Origin of the sequence: Streptomyces ardesiacus, from assembly GCF_003112575.1 — a bacterium.
Classification (GTDB): Bacteria; Actinomycetota; Actinomycetes; order Streptomycetales; family Streptomycetaceae; genus Streptomyces; species Streptomyces ardesiacus.
In genome coordinates, this window is the sequence record NZ_BEWC01000005.1 from 323285 (window position 1) to 346284 (window position 23000).

The 23000-nt window shown below is 75.8% G+C and carries 25 protein-coding genes; 9 read left to right on the top strand and 16 right to left on the bottom strand.

Translation table 11 applies throughout. From position 1 onward, the window contains the following. Window positions 1-93 precede the first annotated feature (93 nt). Window positions 94-717, bottom strand: coding sequence for a carbonic anhydrase (locus Sdi02f_RS18035; protein WP_030401476.1), 624 nt, complete (start codon window positions 715-717; stop codon window positions 94-96). 129 nt (window positions 718-846) lie between these two features. Between Sdi02f_RS18035 and Sdi02f_RS35935 the strand changes: the two genes are divergently transcribed. Beyond that, window positions 847-1002, top strand: coding sequence for a DUF6126 family protein (locus Sdi02f_RS35935; RefSeq protein ID WP_167458193.1), 156 nt, complete (start codon window positions 847-849; stop codon window positions 1000-1002). A 15-nt stretch (window positions 1003-1017) separates the two neighbouring features. On the opposite strand, the gene Sdi02f_RS18040 is transcribed toward Sdi02f_RS35935, so the two are convergent. After that, window positions 1018-1371, bottom strand: a complete 354-nt coding sequence (locus tag Sdi02f_RS18040) for an ArsR/SmtB family transcription factor (protein ID WP_030180495.1) — start codon at window positions 1369-1371, stop codon at window positions 1018-1020. Between the two features lie 258 nt (window positions 1372-1629). Here Sdi02f_RS18040 and Sdi02f_RS18045 point away from each other — a divergent pair, with 258 nt between their 5' ends. Continuing rightward, on the top strand, window positions 1630-3060 hold the full coding sequence (locus Sdi02f_RS18045) for a GAF domain-containing SpoIIE family protein phosphatase (protein ID WP_245962220.1): 1431 nt from the start codon (window positions 1630-1632) through the stop codon (window positions 3058-3060). Between the two features lie 18 nt (window positions 3061-3078). Here Sdi02f_RS18045 and Sdi02f_RS18050 read toward each other — a convergent pair whose 3' ends face one another. The 3 genes from Sdi02f_RS18050 to Sdi02f_RS18060 form a co-directional block, all read right to left on the bottom strand. Next, complete coding sequence (locus Sdi02f_RS18050) at window positions 3079-3507, bottom strand: ATP-binding protein (RefSeq protein WP_030401478.1); 429 nt, start codon at window positions 3505-3507, stop codon at window positions 3079-3081. Window positions 3508-3619: 112 nt separating this feature from the next. Continuing rightward, on the bottom strand, window positions 3620-4909 hold the full coding sequence (locus tag Sdi02f_RS18055) for a phosphatase PAP2 family protein (RefSeq protein WP_030401479.1): 1290 nt from the start codon (window positions 4907-4909) through the stop codon (window positions 3620-3622). Window positions 4910-5002: 93 nt separating this feature from the next. Further along, entirely contained in the window at window positions 5003-5623 is a 621-nt protein-coding gene (locus Sdi02f_RS18060) for a VOC family protein (protein WP_030401480.1), read from the bottom strand. A gap of 130 nt (window positions 5624-5753) precedes the next feature. Between Sdi02f_RS18060 and Sdi02f_RS18065 the strand changes: the two genes are divergently transcribed. The 4 genes from Sdi02f_RS18065 (at window position 5754) to Sdi02f_RS18080 (ending at window position 9124) form a co-directional block, all read left to right on the top strand. Then, a complete protein-coding gene (locus Sdi02f_RS18065) occupies window positions 5754-6338 on the top strand; it encodes a TerD family protein (RefSeq protein WP_030401481.1) in 585 nt (194 codons plus the stop codon). Window positions 6339-6667: 329 nt separating this feature from the next. Continuing rightward, a complete protein-coding gene (locus Sdi02f_RS18070) occupies window positions 6668-6874 on the top strand; it encodes a cold-shock protein (RefSeq protein WP_030401482.1) in 207 nt (68 codons plus the stop codon). A gap of 274 nt (window positions 6875-7148) precedes the next feature. Then, entirely contained in the window at window positions 7149-8735 is a 1587-nt protein-coding gene (locus Sdi02f_RS18075; RefSeq protein ID WP_031085195.1) for a DEAD/DEAH box helicase, read from the top strand. A 62-nt stretch (window positions 8736-8797) separates the two neighbouring features. After that, entirely contained in the window at window positions 8798-9124 is a 327-nt protein-coding gene (locus Sdi02f_RS18080; RefSeq protein WP_108933654.1) for an SCO5918 family protein, read from the top strand. 2 nt (window positions 9125-9126) lie between these two features. Here the strand turns inward: Sdi02f_RS18080 and Sdi02f_RS18085 are convergent, their stop codons facing one another. The 6 genes from Sdi02f_RS18085 to Sdi02f_RS18110 form a co-directional block, all read right to left on the bottom strand. After that, the gene (locus tag Sdi02f_RS18085) at window positions 9127-9480 is read right to left on the bottom strand and encodes a DUF952 domain-containing protein (RefSeq protein WP_030401485.1); all 354 of its coding nucleotides are present in this window, start codon (window positions 9478-9480) and stop codon (window positions 9127-9129) included. Continuing rightward, window positions 9477-10010, bottom strand: coding sequence for a hypothetical protein (locus tag Sdi02f_RS18090; protein ID WP_030401486.1), 534 nt, complete (start codon window positions 10008-10010; stop codon window positions 9477-9479). The genes Sdi02f_RS18085 and Sdi02f_RS18090 overlap by 4 nt, the downstream gene beginning before the upstream one ends. Beyond that, entirely contained in the window at window positions 9994-10485 is a 492-nt protein-coding gene (locus Sdi02f_RS18095) for an RNA polymerase sigma factor (RefSeq protein ID WP_003975205.1), read from the bottom strand. The genes Sdi02f_RS18090 and Sdi02f_RS18095 overlap by 17 nt, the downstream gene beginning before the upstream one ends. A gap of 61 nt (window positions 10486-10546) precedes the next feature. Then, window positions 10547-11173, bottom strand: a complete 627-nt coding sequence (locus Sdi02f_RS18100) for a class F sortase (protein WP_031184711.1) — start codon at window positions 11171-11173, stop codon at window positions 10547-10549. After that, entirely contained in the window at window positions 11170-11556 is a 387-nt protein-coding gene (locus Sdi02f_RS18105) for an LPXTG cell wall anchor domain-containing protein (protein ID WP_030401488.1), read from the bottom strand. Before Sdi02f_RS18105 ends, Sdi02f_RS18100 begins: the two co-directional genes overlap by 4 nt. Before the next feature lie 126 nt (window positions 11557-11682). Continuing rightward, window positions 11683-12933 (bottom strand): sensor histidine kinase, encoded by a 1251-nt coding sequence (locus tag Sdi02f_RS18110; RefSeq protein ID WP_030401489.1) that lies wholly within the window; start codon window positions 12931-12933, stop codon window positions 11683-11685. A 207-nt stretch (window positions 12934-13140) separates the two neighbouring features. Between Sdi02f_RS18110 and Sdi02f_RS18115 the strand changes: the two genes are divergently transcribed. The 3 genes from Sdi02f_RS18115 to Sdi02f_RS18125 are packed head-to-tail and all read left to right on the top strand — an operon-like array spanning window position 13141 to window position 16696. Then, complete coding sequence (locus Sdi02f_RS18115) at window positions 13141-13407, top strand: hypothetical protein (RefSeq protein ID WP_108933655.1); 267 nt, start codon at window positions 13141-13143, stop codon at window positions 13405-13407. Continuing rightward, complete coding sequence (locus Sdi02f_RS18120; RefSeq protein ID WP_031085713.1) at window positions 13404-14159, top strand: ABC transporter ATP-binding protein; 756 nt, start codon at window positions 13404-13406, stop codon at window positions 14157-14159. Before Sdi02f_RS18115 ends, Sdi02f_RS18120 begins: the two co-directional genes overlap by 4 nt. A gap of 2 nt (window positions 14160-14161) precedes the next feature. Further along, complete coding sequence (locus tag Sdi02f_RS18125; RefSeq protein ID WP_108933656.1) at window positions 14162-16696, top strand: ABC transporter permease; 2535 nt, start codon at window positions 14162-14164, stop codon at window positions 16694-16696. 99 nt (window positions 16697-16795) lie between these two features. Here Sdi02f_RS18125 and Sdi02f_RS18130 read toward each other — a convergent pair whose 3' ends face one another. The 5 genes from Sdi02f_RS18130 to Sdi02f_RS18150 all read right to left on the bottom strand — a co-directional run bounded on the left by Sdi02f_RS18130 (window position 16796) and on the right by Sdi02f_RS18150 (window position 22942). Beyond that, on the bottom strand, window positions 16796-19339 hold the full coding sequence (locus tag Sdi02f_RS18130; RefSeq protein WP_108933657.1) for an ABC transporter permease: 2544 nt from the start codon (window positions 19337-19339) through the stop codon (window positions 16796-16798). Further along, a complete protein-coding gene (locus Sdi02f_RS18135; protein WP_167458194.1) occupies window positions 19336-20289 on the bottom strand; it encodes an ABC transporter ATP-binding protein in 954 nt (317 codons plus the stop codon). Before Sdi02f_RS18135 ends, Sdi02f_RS18130 begins: the two co-directional genes overlap by 4 nt. Before the next feature lie 138 nt (window positions 20290-20427). Further along, the gene (locus tag Sdi02f_RS18140; protein ID WP_108933658.1) at window positions 20428-21102 is read right to left on the bottom strand and encodes a response regulator; all 675 of its coding nucleotides are present in this window, start codon (window positions 21100-21102) and stop codon (window positions 20428-20430) included. Further along, window positions 21099-22346, bottom strand: a complete 1248-nt coding sequence (locus tag Sdi02f_RS18145) for a sensor histidine kinase (protein ID WP_108933659.1) — start codon at window positions 22344-22346, stop codon at window positions 21099-21101. The genes Sdi02f_RS18140 and Sdi02f_RS18145 overlap by 4 nt, the downstream gene beginning before the upstream one ends. 83 nt (window positions 22347-22429) lie before the next feature. Next, the gene (locus tag Sdi02f_RS18150) at window positions 22430-22942 is read right to left on the bottom strand and encodes a hypothetical protein (RefSeq protein WP_108933660.1); all 513 of its coding nucleotides are present in this window, start codon (window positions 22940-22942) and stop codon (window positions 22430-22432) included. Window positions 22943-23000 lie beyond the last annotated feature (58 nt).

Here is a 23000-nt window from a genome sequence, read left to right on the forward strand (position 1 = left end):
ATCCCGTGGCGCCACCCGTGGCGTCACGATGACACCGTTGACACCATGAAGGCGCGGGACACGGGAGACCCGGGAGACACGGAGTCCGCGCGGTTACTCCGGGAGTCCGTGGGCCGCCACGCGCTTCACCGTTCCCTCGGCCAGGCGGTAGGACAGGCCGACCACGGCGCACCGGCCGGCGGCCACCTCGTTCGCCAGCAGCGCCGAGCGCCCCACGATCCCGTCCACGCTGCGGCGGATGTGCTCGTCCACGAACTCGTCGACCTCCGTGCGGCCCAGGGCGCGGGCCGCGAGCACGCTCGGGATCACCCGTTCCACGACGTCCCCGAGGTACCCGGCCGGGGCCACACCGCCGCGCTCCGCCTCGGCGGCCGCGGTGACGGCACCGCAGGAGTCGTGCCCGAGGACCACCACGAGCGGTGCGCCCAGCACCTTGACGCCGTACTCGACACTGCCCAGCGCCTCCGCGCCCGCCACGTGGCCGGCCGTGCGCACCACGAACAGGTCGCCCAGCCCCCGGTCGAAGATGATCTCTGCCGCCAGGCGCGAGTCCGAACACCCGAAGAGCACCGCGAACGGATGCTGCCGCGGCGCCAGTTCCGACCGGCGGTCGGCGTCCTGGTTGGGGTGCAGACGGTCACCGCTCACGAAGCGGGCGTTGCCCTGGAGCAGGGCGGCGTAGGCATCGGCGGGGGAGGAAGGGGTCAGATCAGGCATGGGTGCACGGTACTGGGCGGGGGGCGGGAGGCCGCGCAGGCGGGTACAGTGAAAAGACTTGCCGAATTAAGCAATTCATCAGTTGCTCAGAACCCTACCCGTCCCACGGGTGGACGAGAGGTGGCCGGGATGGCCGGTTCCCCTGCACGAGGCGACCGCGACACCAGCGAACGCCGGTTCGAACGAGGGGTCGCGCTCCGGGCGGGCTTCTACATCTTCGGCACGCACGTGCTCGGCGGTTTCATCTGGCTCCTCTTCGCCATCGGCGAGCACGCCCACAAGTGACCGGGCACCCCGCCGCTACGCCGGTGGCGGTCCCGGCTCGGGCTGCCCGGCCCGGAGGTCCGCGAGCAGTTCGGCCTGCCCGGCCAGCACGCCGGAGAGGATGCCGCGCGCGACCCTGAGCAGCTCGGCGACCTGCGGGCTGGTCAGGGAGTAGTACACCGTCGACCCCTCCTTGCGGGACACCACCAGGTTCGACCGGCGCAACACCGCGAGCTGCTGGGACAGGTGAGCCGGCTCGATCCCCACCTCGGGCAGCATCTCCGCCACCGCGTGCTCGCGCTCACTCAGCAGTTCCAGGACGCGGATGCGCGCCGGATGACCGAGTGTCTTGAAGAACTCCGCCTTCAACTGGTACAGCGGCGTACTCATCGTGCCCTCCCCCTTCTCGCAGCGCGGCGGCGCGCCACGGTCGACCCGCCCCGGGCGCGTCGCGTCCGTCCCGTCCTCATCAGCATGCCGTCCATCCTCGCGCGCGCCGCCCGCCGGACCGAATCCGCCGGGACGCACCCGGTCCGTCCGGACGGTGCCGCGTGTACTCCGACCGGCTGCGACCGGGCGGCACGGCCGCGCACGCCGGGTGAGGGTGGGCCCAGGACGATCCGCACGGCGGGAAACGAGGCAGGCGCGATGGCGGAGGACTGGCGGCGCCCACCGGACGGGGCGTCCGCGGCCGACGAGAGCCCCACGGACGGCGAGGGCCCCGCGGACGCCGAGGCCCCCGCGAGCGGCCCCGGCGAGCCGTACGCCTCCCTTCTCGACCTGCCGCTCACCTCCGACCTGGACCGGATCGGCGAGCAGTTGCACGCCCTGGCCCGCGCCCAGCGGACCCTGCAGGAGCTGCTCCAGGCCGTGGTGAACATCACCGGCGAGCTGGAGCTGCCCACGGTGCTGCGCCGCATCGTGCGCACCGCCATGGACCTGGTCGGCGCCCGCTACGGGGCCATGGGCGTCCTCGACCAGGAGGGCAGGCTCCTGGAGGAGTTCATCCCGCTGGGGCTCACCACCAAGGAACTGGCGGACCTGGAGGGAGTGGAGCTGCCGCGGGGCCGGGGCCTGCTCGGGCACCTGATCCACCACCCCGAGCCGCTGCGGGTCAAGGACATCTCGCGCCACCCGGAGTCGGCGGGCTTCCCGCCCGGCCATCCCCCGATGCACAGCCTGCTCGGGGTGGCGATCAGTGCGCGCGGCCGGATCTACGGCAACCTCTACCTCTCCGAACGCAAGGACGGCCAGCCCTTCGACCGGCACGACGAGGGCGTGATCCGCACGCTGGCCGGCACGGCGGGCGTGGCGATCGAGAACGCCCGCCTCTACCAGCAGGTCCGCTACAGCGGCGAGCAGTTCCAGCGGCTGCTGCTGCCCCGCCTGCCGGACCTGCGTCCCTTCTCCGCCGGCGCGGCCTACAGTCCGGCGAGCGCGCCCGCCGCCGTGGGCGGCGACTGGTACGACGCCATGCTGCTGCCCGGCGGGGCCTGCGCGGCGGTGATCGGGGACGTCGTGGGGCACGACCTGCGGGCGGCGGCCGACATGTCGCAGATCCGCAACATGCTGCGGGCCCTGTACTACGAGCCGAGCGCCTCGCCCGGCACCTCCCTCGCCCTGCTCGACCGGATCATGAACGCGGCCCTGGACGAGGCCCCGGTCGCCACGGCCCTCCTCGCGCGCCTGGAGCCCGCCGACGGCGCGTGGCAGCTGCGGTGGTCCAGTGCGGGGCACCCGCCGCCGCTCGTGCTGCTGCCCGACGGGCGGGTCCGCTACCTGGACGTGGAACCCGGACTCCCCCTCGGGGTGGCGCCCGAGCTGCCGCGGCCCGACCACTGCCGGCCGCTGCCGGTGGGCAGCACCGTCGTCCTGTTCACCGACGGCCTCGTGGAGGTCCCCGGCGAGCCGCTGGACCGGGGTCTGGACGCCCTGGCCGTCACCGCCTCCCGGCTGGCGGGGCTGGAGCCCGACGACCTGTGCCGTGCCCTGGTCGCCCACCGGACCGGTATCGGCCACGACGACAAGGCCGTCATCGCCCTGCGCACCCCGCCCCTGACGGGCTACGGCTCCGCGTGAACCCGGCCGTGGCCCGCCTCACAGCGGAAGGGTGACCCAGATGCTCTTGCCCCCGCCGTCGCCGTCGCCCCGGACCACCGCGGTGCCGCCCAGGGCGCCGGTGAGTTCCATGACGGTCGCCAGGCCCCCCGTCCGGCGGCCGCCGGTGTCCGCGTCGGGCAGCCGGGGCCGGTGGGGGTGCCGGTCGTGCACGGCGAGGGCCAGGCGGTCGGCGCCGGCCGCGTACGTGACGGTCACCTGCTCGCTCGGCGGGGACGCGTGGCGGACGCTGTTGGCGACCAGCTCGCTCACGATCAGCAGCGCGGGCGCCACCACGGGATGCCCGGGGTTCACCCCCCACTCGGCGAGCGCCTGCTCGGCGGTCTCCCGGGCCACCCGGACCGCCGCCGGTGCCGTCGGCAGGGTGAGCACGTGCCGGTGGGGCAGGGGCTGGAGCAAGGAGCTCATCGCGTCTCCACGGGGGAACCCGGTCCGCGGCTTCCTGCGGACCCGGGCCCTCAGCATCCAACGACTTGCGAACTTTCGCAATTCACCATGCGTGCGAGTCCCCCGCGCTCCCTCAGGCCGCCTCGAGCCGGGGCTCCGGTCGCGGCGGCGCCGCCGCGGTCGCCGGTTCCCACCCCCTCGTGGTCCGTACGTAGCCGTGGACCACCGAGGCCATCGACAGCAGCAGGAGCGGCCCGAAGACCCACGGGTGCCGGGCCATCTCCAGCGGCAGGAAGCGGGTCGACGCCAGGATCGCGGCGAACACCAGCGCCCCGTGGGCCACCAGCAGGGTCCCCGCTCGGTCCCAGCCGCGGTCCAGCGCGCGCAGCCCCGCCTCGACGGTGACCGCGAAGACCACGCCGGCGACGAGGTCGATGGCGTAGTGGTAGCCGAAGCCCAGCGTCGCGGTGAGCGTGGCCACCAGCCAGAACGTCCCCGCCCAGCGCAGGAGGCGCGGTCCCGTGCGGGAGTGGATGAAGATGACGGTGGCCCACGCCGTGTGCAGGCTGGGCATGCAGTTGCGGGGGGTGACCCCGTCGTACGTGAACGGCTGCGGCGCGGAGACCGGCGGCAGCGTGTGCGGCCACAGGTTGGCGATCGCCCACTCCTCGCCGCCGGTGCCGAAGGCGCCGGTGCCGTAGGCGAAGACCGGCCCGACCACCGGGAAGATCATGTAGATGCCCGGGCCGAGCAGACCTATCAACAGGAAGGTGCGGACCAGGTGGTGGCGCGGGAACCGGCGCTCGGCGGCCACCTTGCGCAGCTGGTAGAGCGCCACGACGACCGCGGCCACCGCGAGTTGGACGTAGACCCAGTCCAGCAGGTGCTCACCGACCGGACCCGTGGCCTCGACGGCCCGTCCCACGAGCCAGGACGGGTTGCCCAGCGCGTGGTCGGCGGTCGCGACGTACGGGTCGAGGACGTCCGGGCGGGTCTTGGAGGTGATCAGCAGCCAGGCGTCGCCCGTCTTGCGGCCGGCCACCAGCAGCAGGCCGAGCCCGACGCCCTTCAGGAGGAGGATCCGCTCCGGGCCGGTGCGCCGGGTCACCGCGACGACCCCGCAGCCCAGGACCGCCCACAGCGCGCCGTTGCCGAAGGAGTGGCTGCCGGTGGCGGTGGCGTCCGCCGCCCACCGCACCAGTGCGACGGCGAGGTCGATGCCGACCGCGGCGGCCGCCGCGACGAACCGTTCCCGCCAGGTCAGGACCACCATCGTGAGCGCCAGACCGGCGTAGAGCAGGGGTCCCGAGGCGGGGGCGAACACCAACTCCTTGGCCTGGTTGGTCATCGGCCCCGGCAGGCCGTAGCGGCGCGCGGCGATCTCCAGCGCGACGAGGAACGCGAGGGTCGCCACTCCCGCCACGGCCCAGAGTCTCGCCCGCGCCCGGCGCCCGGGTGTGCGGCGCCCGGGTATTCGCGGTGTTTCCCGTGATGACATGCACAGGAAACTAACGGATCAGGGGCGGAGTTCCGGCTGCCAGGCGAAGCCGTCGGGGTCGGCGAAGGGGCGGGTGCCGCCGGACACGACGAGGCGGTGGGAGCCGGTGCCCTCGGCGGGCACGCCCGCGACCTTGGCGAGGGCGCGGCGCTTGTAGAGCGAGAGCTTGACGGTGCCCGGCCCGGCGGCGAACTCGACGTACTTCCCGCCGAAGCTCTTGCCCACGGTCAGGCCCTGCTCGACGTAGAACCGCTTGGTGGCCTTGACGTCCTCGACGCCGAGGAGCAGCACGATCTCGTCCACGTCGCGGGTGACCGGGGCGGTGTCCTTCTTCGCCGAGGTCGCGATCTGCCAGACCGTGCCGTCCGGGGCCCGGACGACTCCGCCGTAGCCCCACAGCGACTTCTCGGCGGGCTTGAGGACGGTGGCGCCGGCGTCGACGGCGGCGGTGAACAGGGCGTCGACGTTGCCGGGCTGGGCCACCACGAGCGACAGGGTGAAGCCGCGGAAGCCGGTCGTCGGGCTGTCGCAGGCGCGCAGGCGCACCCGTGACCCGTCGAGTCCGAAGGCGTCGGAGTAGAAGCGGGCGGCGGCCTCGGTGTCGGCCACTTCGAGGGTGACGGCGTCGATGGAGTTCATGCCCTCGACGGTAGGAGCGGGCGGGCCCGCGGTGCTTCTCGAAAACTGACGGACCGCCCCGCCCTGCCCATATGCCCGGGCGCCAGGCAGACTCTGCCCCAAAGGCACGACCACGGAGGATGACCCACACATGATCACGCTCACCAAGGAAGGCGGCCCCGCGGACCTGGACGGGGTGACACACCTGTCCATCGGCGTCTCCTGGGACCCCACCGCCGGCAGCAGCGGCGGAGTGCTCGGCAAGCTGCGGCGCAAGCAGGGCACCGACCTCGACCTGATCGCCGTCGCCATGCAGGGCGGCGACCCGGTGCGGCTGGCCGGACTCGACTCGCTCGACCCCATGGGCAACGGTTCGCTGCTGCACAGCGGCGACAACCAGACCGGCCACGGGGACGGTGACGACGAGACGGTGACCGTCGAGTTCGCGCGGCTCCCGAGCGCCATCACGTCGATCGTGTTCGTCGCCGCCGCGTACAAGAAGGGCAGCTCCTTCCAGAAGGCGCGCAACATCAGCTTCAAGGTCTACGACGCGACCGGCGGCAGCTCGGAGCAGGTCGCCGACATCTGGCCCAGCCTGCTCACCCAGGACAACGGCTGCGCCGTCGCCAAGGCCGTGCGGGTCGGCGGCTCCTGGAAGCTGGAGGTCGTCAACGAGACGGGCAAGATCAAGCAGGGCGACGAACACGCCCTGATGCGCTTCGCGGTCAGCAAGTAGCAGCCCGCCGAGACGACGCCGGCGCCCGTCCGCGCACCGTCGTGCGCCCGCGGCCGCCCGACGTGTCCTTCGTCTCGTACGGCGGTGTCCGCACCCCCGCGCGCCCCGGAATCCGCCGCGCAGGCGGGAAAACCGGCCCCTCGTCCGGGGAATATTCCCGGGCGGCCGTCCGGGCCGGGATTATCGCCGGCACCCGCCCGATCACGGCGTGCTACTGTCGAGGGAAGTTGCAGTTGTGGTTGCCTGAAGGTTTTGTCCGACGGGGTGATCATCGCGGCGACCGGAGTGCACACAGGGTGAACTCCGAGCACCGTACCGAAGGAGAAAACATGGCTTCCGGCACCGTGAAGTGGTTCAACGCCGAAAAGGGCTTCGGCTTCATCGAGCAGGACGGCGGCGGCCCCGACGTCTTCGCCCACTACTCGAACATCAACGCCCAGGGCTTCCGCGAGCTGCTCGAGGGTCAGAAGGTGACCTTCGACATCGCGCAGGGCCAGAAGGGCCCGACGGCCGAGAACATCACCCCCTCGGCCTGACGCCCTCGCGCACACTCCGCAGCTGGGGCCCGCACCTTGGGGTGCGGGCCCCAGCTCGCGACGTTTCCGGGCGCACGGCGCCCCGCGGGGCACGGTTTCCGCCCCGCACATTCGCTTTCACCGCGTTTCCCGCGTTTCCCGCATTCACCCATTCTCCCGGTCCGATCGGCCCTCCGCGCCGAAATCGACCGGGCCGGCTCGTTCTTGCGATTCCCTGCGCCGCTCGTCCGCTGCGGGTCTCCCTCGATACGTGCCGTATCGAGGAAGGTTCCCCATGAACCGCACACGCACCCACGACCGTCGGCGCTCCGGCGACGGCCCCCGGCGCTCCCGCTCGGCCGGCCGCTCCCCCGCCTCCGGCCGCCGTCCGGCCGCCGCGCCCCAGGGCGGCGAGTTCGCCCTGCCCAAGACCGTCACCCCGGCGCTGCCCGCCGTCGGGACCTTCGCCGAACTCGACCTGCCCGCCCGCATGCTGGCCGCCCTCAACGACCAGGGCGTGACCGAGCCGTTCCCGATCCAGGCGGCGACCCTGCCGAACTCCCTGGCCGGACGGGACGTGCTCGGCCGCGGACGCACCGGCTCGGGCAAGACGCTCGCGTTCGGCCTGGCCCTGCTGGCCCGCACGGCCGGCCGGCGCGCCGAGCCGCGGCGTCCGCTCGCCCTGGTCCTCGTGCCCACCCGCGAGCTGGCCCAGCAGGTCACGGACGCGCTCACGCCGTACGCCCGTGCCGTGGGCCTCAGGTCGGCCACCGTCGTCGGCGGCATGTCGATCGGCCGGCAGGCCGGGGCGCTGCGCTCCGGCGCGGAGGTCGTCGTCGCCACGCCCGGACGGCTCAAGGACCTCATCGACCGCGGCGACTGCGCCCTCGGCGACGTCACGATCACGGTCCTGGACGAGGCCGACCAGATGACCGACATGGGCTTCATGCCGCAGGTCACGGCGCTGCTCGACCAGGTCGCGCCGGACGGGCAGCGGATGCTGTTCTCGGCCACCCTGGACCGCAACGTCGACAAGCTGGTCCGCCGCTACCTGACCGACCCGGTGGTGCACTCCGTCGACCCGTCGGCCGGTGCCGTCACCACGATGGAGCACCACGTGCTGCACGTGCGGGACGAGGACAAGCAGCGCACCACCGTCGAGATCGCCGCGCGCGACGGCCGGGTCATCATGTTCCTGGACACCAAGCACCGGGTGGACCGGCTGGTGAAGCAGTTGCTGAAGAGCGGCGTGCGCGCGGCCGGCCTGCACGGCGGCAAGTCCCAGCCGCAGCGCACCCGGACGCTGGCCCAGTTCAAGGACGGGCAGGTGACGGCGCTGGTGGCGACGAACGTCGCGGCCCGCGGCATCCACGTCGACAACCTCGACCTGGTCGTCAACGTGGACCCGCCCGGCGACCACAAGGACTACCTGCACCGGGGCGGCCGCACCGCGCGGGCCGGCGAGTCCGGCAGTGTCGTCACGCTGGTGACGCCGGACCAACGGCGCGACATGACGCGGCTGATGGCCTCGGCCGGGATCACCCCGCAGGTCACCCCGGTCGCCTCGGGCGAGGCGGAGCTGGCCCGCATCACCGGTGCGCAGGCCCCCTCCGGAGTCCCCGTCGTCATCGCCGCACCGGTGGTGGAGCGGCCCCGCCGTGCCGCCTCCGGCGCGGGCTCCTCGTCCCGCGGGCGCCGGGGCCGTTCCTCGGGACGCGGCGGCGGGCAGGGGACCGGCGCGTCCGGCGGGTCCAACCGCACCGGTGCCGCCCAGTCCCGCACCGGTCAGTCCCGCACCGGCCAGGGGCGCCCCGCCGGCGAAGCCCCGCGCCGCAGGCCGCGCCGCCAGTCCGCCGGCGGCTCGACCGGCTCGGCGGCCTAGGACACTCCTGGCACGTCCCCGGGAACGGATCCCGTCCGTTCCCTTCCCCCTGTGGAGGCATCATGCGCTGTGTCATCGCCCGGTACCCGTTCGACCTCACCAAGAGCGGGGTGCTGGACTCGATGAAGGGCGTCACGCCCGAGCCCGTCACCGGTGAGTCCGTGACGATCGGCCGCCGCCGCTACCCCGTCAAGCAGGTCGGCGAGGTCGTCACCCGCCAGGACCGGCGCGACTTCTCCGGCGCCGAGGTGACCCGGGCGATGACCCGCCTCGGCTTCACCTGCCACCCCGCCCCCGGCGCCGAGCCCGCGGCGCCGGCGCCCGCCGCCACGGCCGTCGAGACGGCGTCCGCGCTGCTCGGCGGCACCACCGCGCCCCGGGAACTCTGAGGTCACAGCAGCCGCGTGGCCCGGCCCCCGTCGTCCCAGCGGACCTCCAGCACCCGCTGGACCGCCTCGCGGTCGACGGGGCCGTACACGTGCGGGAACAGCGTCCCGGCGGCGACGCCGGGCGGCGGAGCGGGGTCCGGCGCCTCCCACACGCACCGCGCGGTGAGCCGGTCTTCGTCCAGCAGCAGCGCGACCAGGGGCCTGGGCGCGCCGCGGTAGTAGGCGTTGACGACGGCGAGGGTGGCCGCCTCGTCGGGCGAGCAGTGGACGAAGCCGTCCGTGGCGAGGGAGGCGGGCGCGTACGGCCGGTCCGGGCCGGCGTTCCACTCGGCGAGCGGGACCACGTGGTAGATCATCGGCCCGTTGTAGCAGCCGGGCCGTCCTGGGGCACGAGGTCGCGCTCCGGGGACGCCGGTTCCACGGTCCGGGGCGCGCTCGACGGTGTCCGCCGGGCGGGCGGGTCGCTCGGCTCGGCCGGGGGCGCGGAGGGCGACGGGGTGGCGGCGGCCGAGCCGGGGGCCTCGGTCGGCAGTGCCGGGCCCGGGTCGGTCGAGCGGGTCGAGTCGCGGGACGGTGCCGGGCTCGGTGTGGCCTCCGGCGTGGGCCGCGCGGGGGCCGGGGCCAGCGGCGGCGCCGGGTGCGCGGGCGGGGCGGGGGAGGCCCCGTGCAGCGGGAGCACGATGAGGGCGGCGGCGGCAGCGGTCGCCGCGGCACCGGCGGCGGCACGCAGCAGGCGCCGTCGGGACGCCGCCCGGCGGATCGCCTCGTAGCGGCCCGGGGGCGGGCCCAGGAAGCCGGCGTCCGGGCGCAGGACGACCAGCAGCGGATCGTCGCCGTCCGGCCCGAACCCCGGCTCGTCCATCTCGTCCTCAAGGCGTGTGGTCAAGGCTTCTCCTCAGGTGGACGCGGAGCAGTTCGCGGGCCGCGTGCAGGTCGGCCTTGACGGTTCCTTCCTTGCGTCCGGTCAGCACGGACACCTCCCGGATCGGCATGTCGGCGTAGTAGTGGAGCAGGATCGGCACGCGCAGCCGCTCGGGCAGCGACTGGACGAGCAACCGGACCGAGGGGTCGGCCTGTTCGGGGTGCGGGCGCACCGCCACCTCCGCGGTGACCCGGCGCACGGCCCGGCGCTCGCGCTCCAGTTTGCGCCAGTGGTCCCGGACGAGATTGGCGGCGGTGACGTAGAGGAAACCGCGCGGCTCCTCCACGGACGTCCAGCGGGCCCAGAGCCGGGTGAACGCCTCCGAGGCGATCTCGTGGGCCGTCTCGTCGTCGTCGACGAGACGGCGGCACCAGCCGGCGAGGCGCGGATACAGGGCGGCGAACAGCTCGGACGCCGCCCTGTCACGGGACCGTTTCAACGCTCTCCATCGTCGTGGGGGTGTGCGGCGCGGGCAGGGCTCCGCGCGCCTCGGGGTGGCGCTACGCGCCCTTGGTGGTGCTCAGTTCGGCGAAGACGATCACGTTGTCCCGGTACTCCTCGCCGTCGCGCGGGCCGCCGCAGGTGATGAGCCGCAACTCCGGCCCCGCCACGTCCCCGTAGACGTCGTCGGTGGGGAAGTCGGCCTTCGCCACCGTCCGTACGGCGGTGACCGTGAACCCGGCGGACGCGCCGTCGCGCAGGCGGGCCTCGATACGGTCGCCGCGGTGCAGTCGCGCGAGGTGCCGGAAGACCCCGTCGCCGTACCGGCCCACCGTCACGTGGCCGAGGAGGACCGACGGCCCCACCTGGCCCGGGGTCGGCGAGTGCCGGTACCAGCCGGCGCGGTCGTCGTCCGTGACGGGCGGGACCTCCACCGTGCCGTCCGACGCCAGCCCGAGGCTCATCACCGGGGTGTCGACCCCGATGGCGGGGATGCGCAGCCCCACCGGAACCGAACGCGCCAGGGGCCGCACCGACTTCGCGGGTGCCTGCGCGGGCGGTGCCGCGGCCGTCGCGGTCGCCGAGGGGGCGGGAGCGGCGTCGCCGTCCCCCTGACCGCCGCCGCAGCCGACGAGCAGCGCGGCCAGCGCGGCGGTGGCGAGCGCGTGACCGGGGCGCGGCGTCATGCGCCGGTCGCCGCCCGTCGACGGCGTACGACGAACAGCACCGCGCCGCCCGCCAGGAGCACCCCGCCGGCGCCCGTGCCGACCAGCGTCCGGTCGGTCCCCGTCGTGTCGGCGGGTCCGGCCACACCGGTGTCGGCCGCGCCCTCGGGCACGACGGAGACCTGGCCGTCGGCGGGCGCGGCGGCGGGCGCCCGGGTCGGCTCCTCCGCCGGGACGCTGACCGACGGCTCGGGGGTGGCGTCGGTGGGGGCGACCGTGGGGCTCGGGGTGCTCGCGGCGGGGGCGGCGGGGACCGGGGTGGGGTCGTCGGCGAACGCGGGGGCGGTGCCCGCCAGTACGGCGGTGCAGGCCAGGGCCACGGCACTGAGGATGGTTCGGCGCATGGGGTCGCTCTCTCTCGTCGTCGGCGCGTCGGCGCACCGCGTGGGTGCGGGACGGATCGGACGGAGAGACGAGGCGCGCACGGCGCGGGTTGCAAAGAAACGGCAAAGTCGCCGTCGCCGGTGCCGTCAGCCGCCGCAGGGCAGGTCGGCCTCCAGGAGCGTGGGACCGCCGGGCGGGCTGGTCAGGCGGAGGGTGCCGTCCAGGGCCGCCACGCGGCGGCGGATGCCGGTCAGGCCCGAGCCGCCCTCCTCGTCGGCGCCGCCCCTGCCGTCGTCCTCGATCCGCAGCCGCAGCCGGCCGCCCCTGGCCCGGACGGTGACCGAGGCCCGTTCGGCACCGCTGTGCCTGGCGATGTTGGTGAGCGCCTCGGCGACCACGAAGTACGCCGTGGCCTCGACCGAGGCCGCGCACCGCTCCGGCACGTCCGCCTCGACGCGGCACGGCACCCCGCAGTCCGCCGCGAGGCCCGACAGCGCGCCCGCGAGGCCGCGGTCGGCCAGGACCGGCGGCAGGATGCCCCGCGCCACCGAACGCAGCTCCGCCAGCGCCTGTTCCGCCGCCGACTGGGCCCGCTCCAGCAGCTCGTCGGCCCCGGCCGGGTCGCGCGCCGCCATCCGCCGCGCGGCGCCCAGCAGCACCGTGACCGACACGAGCCGGTTCTGCGCGCCGTCGTGCAGGGAGCGTTCGATCCGGCGCAGCTCGGTGGCGTGCGCGTCCAGTGCGGCCGCCCGGGTCGCGGTCAGTTCCGCCACCCGCAGCGACAGGTCCGTGCCGGGGCCGGCCGCGAGCAGCCGCCGGGCCGGGGCGGCCTGGAGCCGTGCCATGCCCGGACCCAGGCCCAGGAGGATCGCCGTCCAGCCCACGCCCAGCAGCATCGCGGCGACCGCGTCCAGCCAGGTGTGCGCGGTGCCGACGCCGACGGACGTGGTCGTCGTCTCGGGCACCAGCCACCACCACAGCGGGAACGTGGTGTCCCGGACGGCGCACAGCGGCAGCAGCAGACCGAGCAGGCCCAGCAGCAGCCCCAGGGTGCCGTGCCGCACCAGCCAGCGCAGCTCCCGCCGGGTGGTGGGGTCGGCCAGCGCGGACCGCAGCCGGACGGGCGGCGGGTCCGGCGGCACGATGTCGACGCCCCGGCGGGCGAGGCGCTCGCGTTCGCGCCGGGCCAGCGCGTGCAGGGCGCGCAGCGCGAGCGGCGCGAGCAGCAGCCCGATCCCGGCCGGCGCGGTCACGGCGGCCACGGCCGACAGCAGCAGCACGCCCAGCGCCCGCGACGCCGTGCCCAACCCGCCGACGAGCCGGCCCGTCGCCGCAGCGGCGGCGCGCAGGGTCCGTACGGCGGTCTCCCGCACCGACGTCACCGGGACCACCGTCATCCGCCTGCCTCCCTCCGGCCCGTACGCCCCCGGCGGACGTGCCGGGCGTGCCCGACCCTATGCCGCCCGGCGGGCCCGCGACGGGTGCGGAGCCGGAGAGTACAGCCTGCTGTACCCCGGACCGGGCGGCCCACGGGATCGGCCGCCGGGGGTCGCGCTGCCTAGCGTCGAAGGCGACCGAGAGCGACGCCGACGGAGGCCGCAGCCATGACGCACCAGGACCGCCCAGCCCACGACGACCCCTACCGCCTGAGCGCGCCGCGGGCCGCTCCCGCACCCGGCGGCGGCCCGGACGCCGTCTCCCGCGGGGACGTCCTGCGGACGCTGCTGTGGGCCGTCGTGGTGCTCAGCGCGGTCGCCAACACGGCCCTCTCCTTCACCGGTGCCGCCGCCCCGCTCCACCTGGCCACCGGCGTGGTGACCGTGCTCGCCGCCGGCACCCTCGTCGTACGCGCCCTGCGGGGGCGGCGATGAGCACCGCCGCGCTCACCGCCGCCACCGCGCGCAGGGCGCCCGCCATCGCGCTGGACCGCGTGGCCAGGACCTACCCGGGCGGCGTCCGGGCGCTCGACGAGGTGTCGCTGACCGTGGAACACGGCACGTTCCTCGCGGTGATGGGGCCCTCGGGCTCCGGCAAGAGCACCCTCATGCACTGCGCGGCCGGGCTGGACTCCCCCACCTCGGGCCGGGTCCGCATTGACGGGCAGGAGATCTCCGGCCTGAACGAGACCCGCCGCACCGAACTGCGCCGCGAGCGCGTCGGGTTCGTCTTCCAGGCGTACAACCTGATCCCCTCGCTCAGCGTCGAGGACAACATCACGCTGCCGCTGCGTCTGGCCGGGCGGCGCCCGGACCGGGAGTGGCTGCGCGCGCTGACCGAACGGGTCGGGCTGGCCGGCCGGCTGGCGCACCGACCGGCCGAGCTGTCCGGCGGGCAGCAGCAACGAGCGGCCCTGGTACGGGCGTTGGCGGCCCGGCCCGCCGTCGTCTTCGCGGACGAGCCGACCGGAGCGCTGGACCTGCGCAGCGCCCACCAGGTGCTCGACCTGCTGCGCGCGCTCGTCGACGACCTCGGCCAGACGGTGGTCATGGTCACCCACGACCCGGCCGCCGCGGCCCGCGCCCACCGCGCGCTGGTGATGGCCGACGGCCGGGTGGTCGAGGCCCTGGAGCGGCCGACGGCGCCGCACCTGGCGGAGCGGCTCGTCGCGTTGGGGGAGCGGTAGCCGTGCTGCACCTCGCCCTGCGGATGGCCGCGCACCGGATCACCGCCCTGCTCGCCGTGGCGTGCGCGGTCCTCGGCGGCGCGGCCCTGATCACCGCCACCGGCGTGCTCGCCGAGTCGGGGCTGCGTTCGCAGGTCCCGCCCGGGCGGCTCGGCGGCGCGGACGTCGTGGTCGCCGCCGACCAGGAGTTCCACCCGAGCGGGGACCTCCCCCTCGCGCTGCCCGAACGGGCCGCGGTCCCGGCCCGGCTCGTCGACCGGCTGGCCGCCCTGCCCGGCGTCACCGCGGCCGTCGGCGACATCGGCTTCCCCGCGGCACTGGTCGACGCCCGCACCGGCGTCACCCCGGTCGCGGAGGACCCGGGGACGGCGGGGCACGGCTGGTCCTCGACGCGGCTCCTGGCGGACGCGCGGGTGACGGGCCGGGCGCCGTCCGGCCCGCACGAGGTCGCGGTGGACGCCGGTACGGGGCTGGCGGTCGGCGCGCGGGTCGAGGTCGTGGCGAACGGCCGCCCCGCGACGCCCTACCGGGTCTCCGCACTGGTCGACGCCCCCGGCGCGGGCCTCTACTTCGCGGACGGCACCGCCGCCGCTCTCGCCGCCCGTGACGCGGGCGGCGGGGGCCCGCGCGCCGGGACGGTGGACCTGATCGGTCTGCGGACCGACGAGGGCGCCGGGGACCGGGTCGCCGCCGCCGTCCGCGCGGCCGTGGCGGGCACGGGGCTCGACGTGCACACCGGCGCCGGCCGGGGCGAGGCGGTGGCGCCCGGCACCGGTTCCGCGCGCTCCCTGCTGATCCTGCTCGCCGGTTCGCTCGGCGGGATCGTGCTGCTGATCACCGGGTTCGTCGTCGCGGGCGCGCTGGGCGTGACCGTCGCCGGGCAGCGCCGCGACCTGGCGCTGATGCGGGCCGTCGGCGCCACGCCGAAACAGATCCGCCGGCTGGCCGCCGCGCAGTCCACGGTCGTCGCGGTGATCGCCCTGGTACCGGGCGTGGCCGTCGGCTACCTGCTCGCCGGGCGCTTCCGGGACCTGCTGGCCGGCCGCGGCGTCCTCCCGCCCGAACTCCCCCTCACGGTCAGTCCGTTGCCCGCGCTCGCCACGCTGCTCCTGGTGGTGGCGGCCGTACGGCTCTGCGCCCGGTGCGCGGCCTGGCGCACCTCGCGGATGCCGGCCACCGAGGCGGTCGCCGAGTCCCGCAGCGAGCCGCGCACCCCGTCGCGGACACGGACCGGGACCGGGCTGCTGCTGGTCCTCGGCGCGTGTGCGCTGTCCGTGGTGCCGCTGCTGTCGCGGACGGTCCTCGGGGCCTCGGTCACGTCCGTCGCGGGCATCCTCGCCGCGATCGGCCTGGCGCTGTGCGGCCCGGCACTGGTCCGGAGCGCGGGCGACGCCGTCGTACGGCGGCTGCGGCCCGGGACGGCGGCGCCGACGTGGCTGGCGCTGTCCAACGTACGGGCGTACGCGCTGCGCCTGTCGGGCGTGGTGAGCCCGCTGGCGATGGGCGTCGTCTTCGTCCTGACGTACACCCTCACCCAGACCACGGTGCTGGCCGCCACCTCCGAGGACACCCGCACGGGCACGCTCGCCCAGTACGAGGTGACGGCACCGGCGCTGGGCGGGCTGCCCGACGGCACCCTGTCCGCCGTGCGGGACGTGCCCGGCGTACGGGCGGCGGCACCGGCCGGGACGACCACGGTGGTGTGGGAGTACGAGGAACTGGGCGATCCCGCGGCCGAGTCGGCCCCGGCGCTGATCCTCGCGCCGGACGCCGGGGGCGTCCTCGACCTCGGCGTCACGGACGGCGGCCTGGAGCGACTGACCGGGGCGACGGTCGCCGTGAGCGGCGAGGCCGCCCGCACCCGTGGCGCCGGGCTCGGGAAACGGGTGCGGCTGGTGCTCGGCGACGGGGCGCGCGTCGACGCCCGGGTCGTCGCCGTCTACGACCGGGGGCTGGGCTTCGGCCCGGTCGTCCTCTCGCGCGAACTGGCCGCCGGGCACACCACGACCGGCCTCGACCAGCGGATCCTGGTCCGCACCGACGGCACGCCCGAGGCCGGGGCGGGGCTCACCGCGCTCGCCGCCGGCCGGCCCGGCCTCGCCGTCGCGGGCACCGCCCGGGACGCCGCCGGCACGGACCCGCCGCCCGAGGTGTGGATCAACCTGGCGGTGGTCGTGGTGCTCCTCGGCTATCTCCTGCTGAGCATCGCCAACAAGCTGGTCGCCGCCACCGCCCAGCGCCGGACCGAGATCGCCGCGCTGCGGCTGGCCGGCACGACCCCGCGGCAGATCCTCGCGATGATGCGCCGCGAGGCCGCCGTGGTCGCCGCCCTGTCCCTGGCCTGCGGCCTCCTGCTCTCCGCCGTCCCGCTGGCACTGCTGGGCGTCGGCTTCCTCGGCCACCCGTGGCCGGCCGGCCCGGCGTGGCTCCTGCCGGTGGTGGCGACGGCGGTCACGGCGACGGCGTACCTCACGATCGAGCTCCCCACCCGCCACGCCCTCCGGGTGCCGTCGGCGGAGGGGCTGCGTATGGGGTGAGCGGGGGTGACCCGGGCGCGCCGGGCGGGCGGGCCCCCGCCGCCGGCCGGGGCCCGCCTCCCCCTGCCCGGCCCGCGCGGCACCGCCACCCGCCGGGGCTCAGGACCCCCGGGGGCGCAGGGCCGCACGGGCCGGGAGGGTCGCGGCGGCCAGGGTGAGGATCGCCGTCGTCGCGGCGAACGCGGTGTACAGCAGCGGGGGGACGTACGGGGACTCGCCCGTCAGCCCGCGCATCATCGGGGTCAGCGTGACCAGGGCGACGGCGGTGCCCAGGAACACGCCCGCCGCCGACACCAGCAGACTCTCCCAGCCCAGCATGCGCAGCACCTGGCGCCGGGTGGCGCCGACCAGGCGGAGCGTCTCCAGTTCGCGGCGCCGGTCCAGGACCGTCATCACCAGGGTGTTGACCGCGGCGACGGCGGCGAAGCCGCCCAGGACGGCGGCCATCATGAAGTTGGCCCAGGCGCCGAACGCGCGGTCCGCGTTCTGCGCGCGGGCGTAGCCCGAGGCGTCGGTGACCTCGCCGAGCGCGCCGAGCGGCCCGGCGTCGCCGCCGCTGACCAGCAGCGTGTCGTCGAAGGCGGACGTGACGTGTCCCTCCAGGGACGCGCGGTCCATGGTCACCGCGGGCAGTCCCAGGCCGCGGCCGTAGACCGCGACGATCTTCGGGGCGGCCTCCGTGCCGTCGGGCAGCCGCAGCGGCAGCCTGTCGCCCAGCCCGGTCCTCGTGGCGGTGGCGAGGGTCCTGTCGACGGCGACCCGGCCCGGACCCACGCGGTCCAGGCTGCCCTCGCGCACGTCCAGGTCCTGCACCCGCGCGAGCCGTTCACCGGGGGCCGAGACCCCCTGGACCGCCGTGGCCTGCAACGACGTCTCACCACCACCCCGTACGGGCACCAACACCTGCGTGTCCAGCAGCGCCACCGCGGCGTCGACGCCGGGAACGCGGGCCGCGCGCTCGGCGGCGTCGGCGGGCAGACCGGCCGGGGCGGTCACGACGTGGTCGGCCGTGATGCCGTCGCGGAGTTGCTGAGAGGCGACGTGGCTCTCGCTCGTGTGCATGAAGACCAGCGTCGAGGCGAAGGCCATGGCCAGCACGACCGGAGTGATCGCGGAGGCCAGCCGCCGGGCGTTCGTACGGGAGTTGGCGGCGGCCAGCGAGGCCGACGCGCCCCCGCCCCGCAGCAGCAGGGCGAAGAGCGCCGCGACCAGCCGCGCGAGGACCGGGCCGAGCAGGGCGACGGCCAGCATGAAGAGCATGACGACGCCGAGCGAGGCGTTGGCCGCGTCCGCACCGGCGGCGGAGGCCGCCACGCCGGCGAGCACCGACCCGCCGCAGGCCGCGGCGAGCCCGAGGGCGCTGCGGACGGCGCCCGGCCGCAGCCGCTCCACCGACGCTTCGGCGAGCGCCTGCCCCGGCTTGGTCCGCGCGGGCCTGCGCCCGGCCGCCCACCCGGCGCCGAGTGCCGTGAGCAGCCCGAGACCGACGGCGGCGAGCAGCGGAAACACGGAGACGTGCACGCCGACCGCCTCCGGGACGGCCCCGCGGTCCTGCATCTGCCCGAACCACCAGTGCGCGAGCCCGACGCCCGGCAGGAAGCCGAGCAGCCCGGCGGGCGGGGCGACGAGCAGCGCCTCGGCGGCGACCGCCCGGCGGATCTGCCGCGGGGTGGCGCCGACGGCCCGCAGCAGCGCGAACTCGCGGGTGCGCCGGCCGACGGAGAGGGCGACCGTGCCGGCCGCGGTGAAGACGGCGACCAGGGTGGCGATCCCGCCGAAGGAACCGCCGACCGCGAGGAGCGTCTCCTTGGCGTACGCCAGCCCGTGGTCCTCGACCTCGCCGCGGTCGTCGCCGGTGAGCACCTGCGCACCGGAGCCGGCGAGGGCCTTACCGACGGCCGCGGCGAGGGCGTCCGGGCTTACGCCCTCCCGCGCCAGGACGGCGACGGCGTCGGCCTCGCCCGGGTGCCCGGCCAGCACGGACGCCTCGGCGTCGGCGAACCAGGCCGTGGCCCCGCCGCCCGCCCCCTCCCGCGCGGCGTCACCGGCACCGGCCCCGGCCAGCCCGGACACCCGGAAGGCGGCCCGCCCGTCGGCCGTCTCCAGCGTGACGGTGTCGCCGACGCCGGCCCGCGCGGCACGGGCCGCGCCGGCGTCAAGGACGACCTCGCCCGCCCGCGGCGCGGTGCCCCGGGACAGCGTGGCGCCGGTGAAGGCGTGCGAGCCCCAGCCGTGCCCGGTGAGCGCGCCCGCGGCGGATCCCGGCGTACCGTCACCGCCGTGCGCCGGGAAGCCGTGCACCGGGAAGGTGTGGTCGGCCACGGCGGCGGCCGCACCCGGTACCCCGGCGGCCTTCGCCGCGAGCCCCTCGTCCACGCGGGCCTTGCCGGGCAGCGGGAACTCGGTCACCTCGGGACCGTCGACCGTGTCGGCGACGACCCGCGCGGACTGGTCGGCCGCCACGACGACCGGGGCGTCCGCGTACCGCTGCGCCGGCACCGAGGCACGGATGCCGGTCTCCAGCAGGACGCCGCAGGCCGCGACGACCAGTGCCGACATCATCAGCGCGACGAACGTGCCCACGAACGAGGCGGGCCTGAACCGCACGGCCGCGCGCGCGAGACCGTTGGGCCTGACGCTCATGCCGCCGCCCCCGCACCCACGCCCGCACCCGCACCGGCACCCGCACCCGCCCCGGCCGTCGCCCGGGCGCGGCCGGTGAGCGCGGCCATCCGCGCCGCGATCTGCTCCGCCGAACCCCGCTCCAGCCGGTCGACGAAGGCCCCCTCGGCGAGGAACAGCACGCGGTCGGCCCAGGCGGCCGCGGCCGGGTCGTGGGTGACCATGACGACCGTGGCGCCGAGGGCGTCCACCGCGTGCCGGAGCAGCCCGAGGACCTCGGCGGCGGTGCCGGTGTCGAGGGCGCCGGTGGGCTCGTCCGCGAAGATCACGTCGGGGGCGGTGACCAGGGCACGGGCGACGGCCACCCGCTGCTGCTGGCCGCCGGACAGCTCACCGGGCCGGCGCCGCGCCTTGTCGGCGAGCCCGACCCGCGCGAGCACCTCGGCCGCGCGCCCGTGGTCCTGGCGCTGCCCGGCGAGGCGCACGGGCAGCAGCACGTTCTGCTCCACGGTCAGCGAGGGCAGCAGGTTGAACGCCTGGAAGACGAAGCCGAGACGGCCGCGGCGCAGCTCGGTCAGCTCGTTCTCGCTCATGCCGGTGATCTCCGTGCCGCCGAGCCGCACCGACCCCGCCGAGGGCCGGTCCAGCCCGGCGGCGCACTGCAGGAAGGTGGACTTGCCCGACCCGGACGGCCCCATGACGGCGGTGAAGGTGCCGTGCGGGAGGGCGAGGTCGATGCCGGAGAGCGCGTGCACCGTGCCCGCGCCGCGTCCGTACCGCCTCCGCACACCGCGCAGTTCGACGGCGGGCCCGGGGGCGGGTGCCGTGGTGGGCACGGTGGGCGTGGGGGCCGTGGTGGGCACGGCGGGTGTACGGGCCGTGGTGGCCGCCGTCGTGTCCGGTTTCCCGGGACGGTGGTCCGTCTCCGGCCGGTGACCGTCGTTCTGCCGCCTGCTTCTGCGTAGCCTCATGGCCCCGTCTCCTTCGTCCCTGCGCCGTACGTGTCGACGACGGGGTGAAGCGTGCGGGGCCGTACGTGCGGCGGGCGTCATACCCGGGAGCCCATACGGGACTGCTACCCCGGTAGGGGAGGGTGGAGGGCCGCCGGGCTACTCCCCCGGGGCCACGAGCCCCGACTCGTAGGCGAAGACGACGGCCTGGGCGCGGTCGCGCAGGCCGAGCTTGGTGAGGACCCGGCTGACGTGGGTCTTCACCGTCTGCTCGGCCAGCACCAGCATCTGGGCGATCTCCGAGTTGGACAGGCCGCGGGCCACGAGGGTGAGGACCTCTCTCTCGCGCTCGGTCAGGCCCTTGAGCCGCAGTGCGGGCCTGCCCCGGGCCACGGGGCGCTGCTTGGCGAAGTCGGCGATGAGGCGGCGCGTCACGGAGGGGGCGAGCAGGGCGTCGCCCGAGGCCACGATCCGCACGGCGGCGATGAGGTCGGCGGGCGGCGCGTCCTTCAGCAGGAAACCGCTCGCGCCCGCCCGCAGCGCCTCGTAGACGTAGTCGTCGACGTCGAACGTGGTGAGCATCAGGACCCGTGGCCGGTGTGTCACCCCGGGCGGGGGCGCGAGCAGCCGGCGCGCGGCCTCCAGGCCGTCCGTCCCCGGCATCCGCACGTCCATCAGCACGACGTCCGGGTGGGCGCGCCGGCTCAGCTCGACGCCCTGCGCGCCGTCGGGGGCCTCGCCCACCACGTCGATGTCGCTCTGGGCGGCCAGCAGCGCGGCGAATCCGGCCCGCACCATGGCCTGGTCGTCGACGATGATGACGCGCGTCGTCACGTTAACTCCTCCTCGGTCAGCGGAAGTCGGGCGGCGACCCGGAAGCCGCCGTCCGGCAGCGGGCCCACGTCGAGGGTGCCGCCGACGAGCCGCACCCGCTCACGCATGCCCACGAGGCCGTGCCCGGTGCCGCCCGCCTCGAGCGGACCGGAGGGCGGGTCGGGCGGCGGCCCGTTGACCACCAGGACGGTGAGCCGGGCCCCGCCTTCGCCGTCGGCGGGACGCGACACCGACAGCGCCACGCGCGTCGCGGCCCCCGGCGCGTGCCGTACGACGTTCGCGAGGGCCTCCTGGACGATGCGGTACGCCGAGAGCCCCACCGCCTCGGGCACCTCGGCGTCGCCGGAGGTGCCGCAGGGGGTGAAGTCCACCGGCGCGCCCGTCCGTTCCGTCGCCTCCACCAACTGCCCGATCTCGGGAAGGCCCGGCTGAGGCGCCAGCTCGCCCCGCGTCTCCTCGCTGCGCAGGACGCCGAGGAGCCGCCGCATCTCGCCGAGCGACTCCCGGGCGGTCGCCGCGATGGAGGTGAACTCCTCGCGCACGTCGGGCGGCAGCACCGCGAGGCGGTACTCGGCGGTGTCCGCCTGCACCGTGATGACGGACATGTGGTGGGCGACGACGTCGTGCAACTCGCGTGCGATGCGGGCGCGTTCCTCCAGCAGCGTCCGCCGGCCCCGCTCGGCCTCGCTGATCGTCTCCTGCTCGGCCAGCCTGCGCTGCGCCTCGTACCGCTCGCGCAGCGCGCCGCTCAGCAGGAGCGTGACGCCTCCGAGGATGGTGAGGAGCAGGTCCCTGGCGCCGGCGCCGTGGGGGGCGGCGAATCCCAGGCCGACGTTCGCACCCGCCGTCGCCAGCCACACCAGCACCAGGGTCCGGCGCCGCTCGCGCAGGCCGAGCGCGAGGCAGAGGGCGACGTACCCGACGAGTTCCATGGGCGGGAACGGCCACAGCAGCCGCGCCTCGAAATCGACGGTGAGCAGGGCGAGCGCCCCGGCCACGTCCGCGGCGACGACGACGTACCAGGCGTGCAGCGGGCGTACGACGGCGAGCAGCAGCGGGGCCGCCTGAGCGACGGCCAGCGCGCTCGCGACGGCACCGTTCAGGCCGTAGTCGGCGGTCAGGACCACGATGGTGGTGGGCAGCAGCGCGACGCACAGCACGAGCGCCACGGCCCACGGCAGCATCCGCACCCACCGCCGCGAAGCCCCCGCGAGCAGCGCACGCCGGCGCTCCACTGAGGTCATGGGCACCAGACTAGGTGTCCCGCGCTGCCGTGCCGTCCCCCTGGAGAGCCAAGCCGGAGTGCTACCCCGGTAGGGGGTGGCCGTCAGACGGAGGCCGCCGTCCACCCCCGCAGCAGCGCCACCTGCTGGTCCCTCGTGGGGGCGACGTCCTCGGGCTCCTCCCGGCGCCAGGCGACCAGCTCCCCGACGGTGGCGGTGCCGTCGGCGAGGCGGGCGAGCAGGGTGCGGGACAGCTCGTACTCGTCCGGGGTGTGGATGCCGCCGGTGACGGCGATCAGGGCGTTCGCCTCGATGGTGCCGTCGGCCTCCGTCTCCACCCGCACCGTGAAGTACGGCGGCTGCTCGCCGTCGCCCGTGATCAGCGCGACGACCGAGTCGAACGCCATGGACGCCAGCCGTCGCCGCGCGGACCGCACGGCGACGTCCCGCACGTCCAGCCCCCGCACCTCGCCCCAGCCCCAGGACCGCCCGCCCTGCTCGTGCCCCAGGATCTCCACCCCGTCCCCGGTCAGCCGCACACCGGCCGCGGTACCGGTGGGTTCGGCCCCCATGTACACGCAGTCCTCAGTGATCCAGAACAGGCCGACCATGGCCATGGGCGTCTCCCCCCGAAGGTACGGATACCGTCGACGCCCCTCGCGCCGCCGTCGTGGG

What these genes read in the sequence shown, in the direction of transcription:
- Sdi02f_RS18035 (WP_030401476.1), bottom strand. Translation starts at nt 717, where the DNA reads ATGCCTGATCTGACCCCTTCCTCCCCCGCCGATGCCTACGCCGCCCTG.
- Sdi02f_RS35935 (WP_167458193.1), top strand. Translation starts at nt 847, where the DNA reads ATGGCCGGTTCCCCTGCACGAGGCGACCGCGACACCAGCGAACGCCGG.
- Sdi02f_RS18040 (WP_030180495.1), bottom strand. Translation starts at nt 1,371, where the DNA reads ATGAGTACGCCGCTGTACCAGTTGAAGGCGGAGTTCTTCAAGACACTC.
- Sdi02f_RS18045 (WP_245962220.1), top strand. Translation starts at nt 1,630, where the DNA reads ATGGCGGAGGACTGGCGGCGCCCACCGGACGGGGCGTCCGCGGCCGAC.
- Sdi02f_RS18050 (WP_030401478.1), bottom strand. Translation starts at nt 3,507, where the DNA reads ATGAGCTCCTTGCTCCAGCCCCTGCCCCACCGGCACGTGCTCACCCTG.
- Sdi02f_RS18060 (WP_030401480.1), bottom strand. Translation starts at nt 5,623, where the DNA reads ATGAACTCCATCGACGCCGTCACCCTCGAAGTGGCCGACACCGAGGCC.
- Sdi02f_RS18065 (WP_030401481.1), top strand. Translation starts at nt 5,754, where the DNA reads ATGATCACGCTCACCAAGGAAGGCGGCCCCGCGGACCTGGACGGGGTG.
- Sdi02f_RS18070 (WP_030401482.1), top strand. Translation starts at nt 6,668, where the DNA reads ATGGCTTCCGGCACCGTGAAGTGGTTCAACGCCGAAAAGGGCTTCGGC.
- Sdi02f_RS18075 (WP_031085195.1), top strand. Translation starts at nt 7,149, where the DNA reads ATGAACCGCACACGCACCCACGACCGTCGGCGCTCCGGCGACGGCCCC.
- Sdi02f_RS18080 (WP_108933654.1), top strand. Translation starts at nt 8,798, where the DNA reads ATGCGCTGTGTCATCGCCCGGTACCCGTTCGACCTCACCAAGAGCGGG.
- Sdi02f_RS18085 (WP_030401485.1), bottom strand. Translation starts at nt 9,480, where the DNA reads ATGATCTACCACGTGGTCCCGCTCGCCGAGTGGAACGCCGGCCCGGAC.
- Sdi02f_RS18100 (WP_031184711.1), bottom strand. Translation starts at nt 11,173, where the DNA reads ATGACGCCGCGCCCCGGTCACGCGCTCGCCACCGCCGCGCTGGCCGCG.
- Sdi02f_RS18105 (WP_030401488.1), bottom strand. Translation starts at nt 11,556, where the DNA reads ATGCGCCGAACCATCCTCAGTGCCGTGGCCCTGGCCTGCACCGCCGTA.
- Sdi02f_RS18110 (WP_030401489.1), bottom strand. Translation starts at nt 12,933, where the DNA reads ATGACGGTGGTCCCGGTGACGTCGGTGCGGGAGACCGCCGTACGGACC.
- Sdi02f_RS18115 (WP_108933655.1), top strand. Translation starts at nt 13,141, where the DNA reads ATGACGCACCAGGACCGCCCAGCCCACGACGACCCCTACCGCCTGAGC.
- Sdi02f_RS18120 (WP_031085713.1), top strand. Translation starts at nt 13,404, where the DNA reads ATGAGCACCGCCGCGCTCACCGCCGCCACCGCGCGCAGGGCGCCCGCC.
- Sdi02f_RS18130 (WP_108933657.1), bottom strand. Translation starts at nt 19,339, where the DNA reads ATGAGCGTCAGGCCCAACGGTCTCGCGCGCGCGGCCGTGCGGTTCAGG.
- Sdi02f_RS18135 (WP_167458194.1), bottom strand. Translation starts at nt 20,289, where the DNA reads ATGAGGCTACGCAGAAGCAGGCGGCAGAACGACGGTCACCGGCCGGAG.
- Sdi02f_RS18145 (WP_108933659.1), bottom strand. Translation starts at nt 22,346, where the DNA reads ATGACCTCAGTGGAGCGCCGGCGTGCGCTGCTCGCGGGGGCTTCGCGG.
- Sdi02f_RS18150 (WP_108933660.1), bottom strand. Translation starts at nt 22,942, where the DNA reads ATGGCCATGGTCGGCCTGTTCTGGATCACTGAGGACTGCGTGTACATG.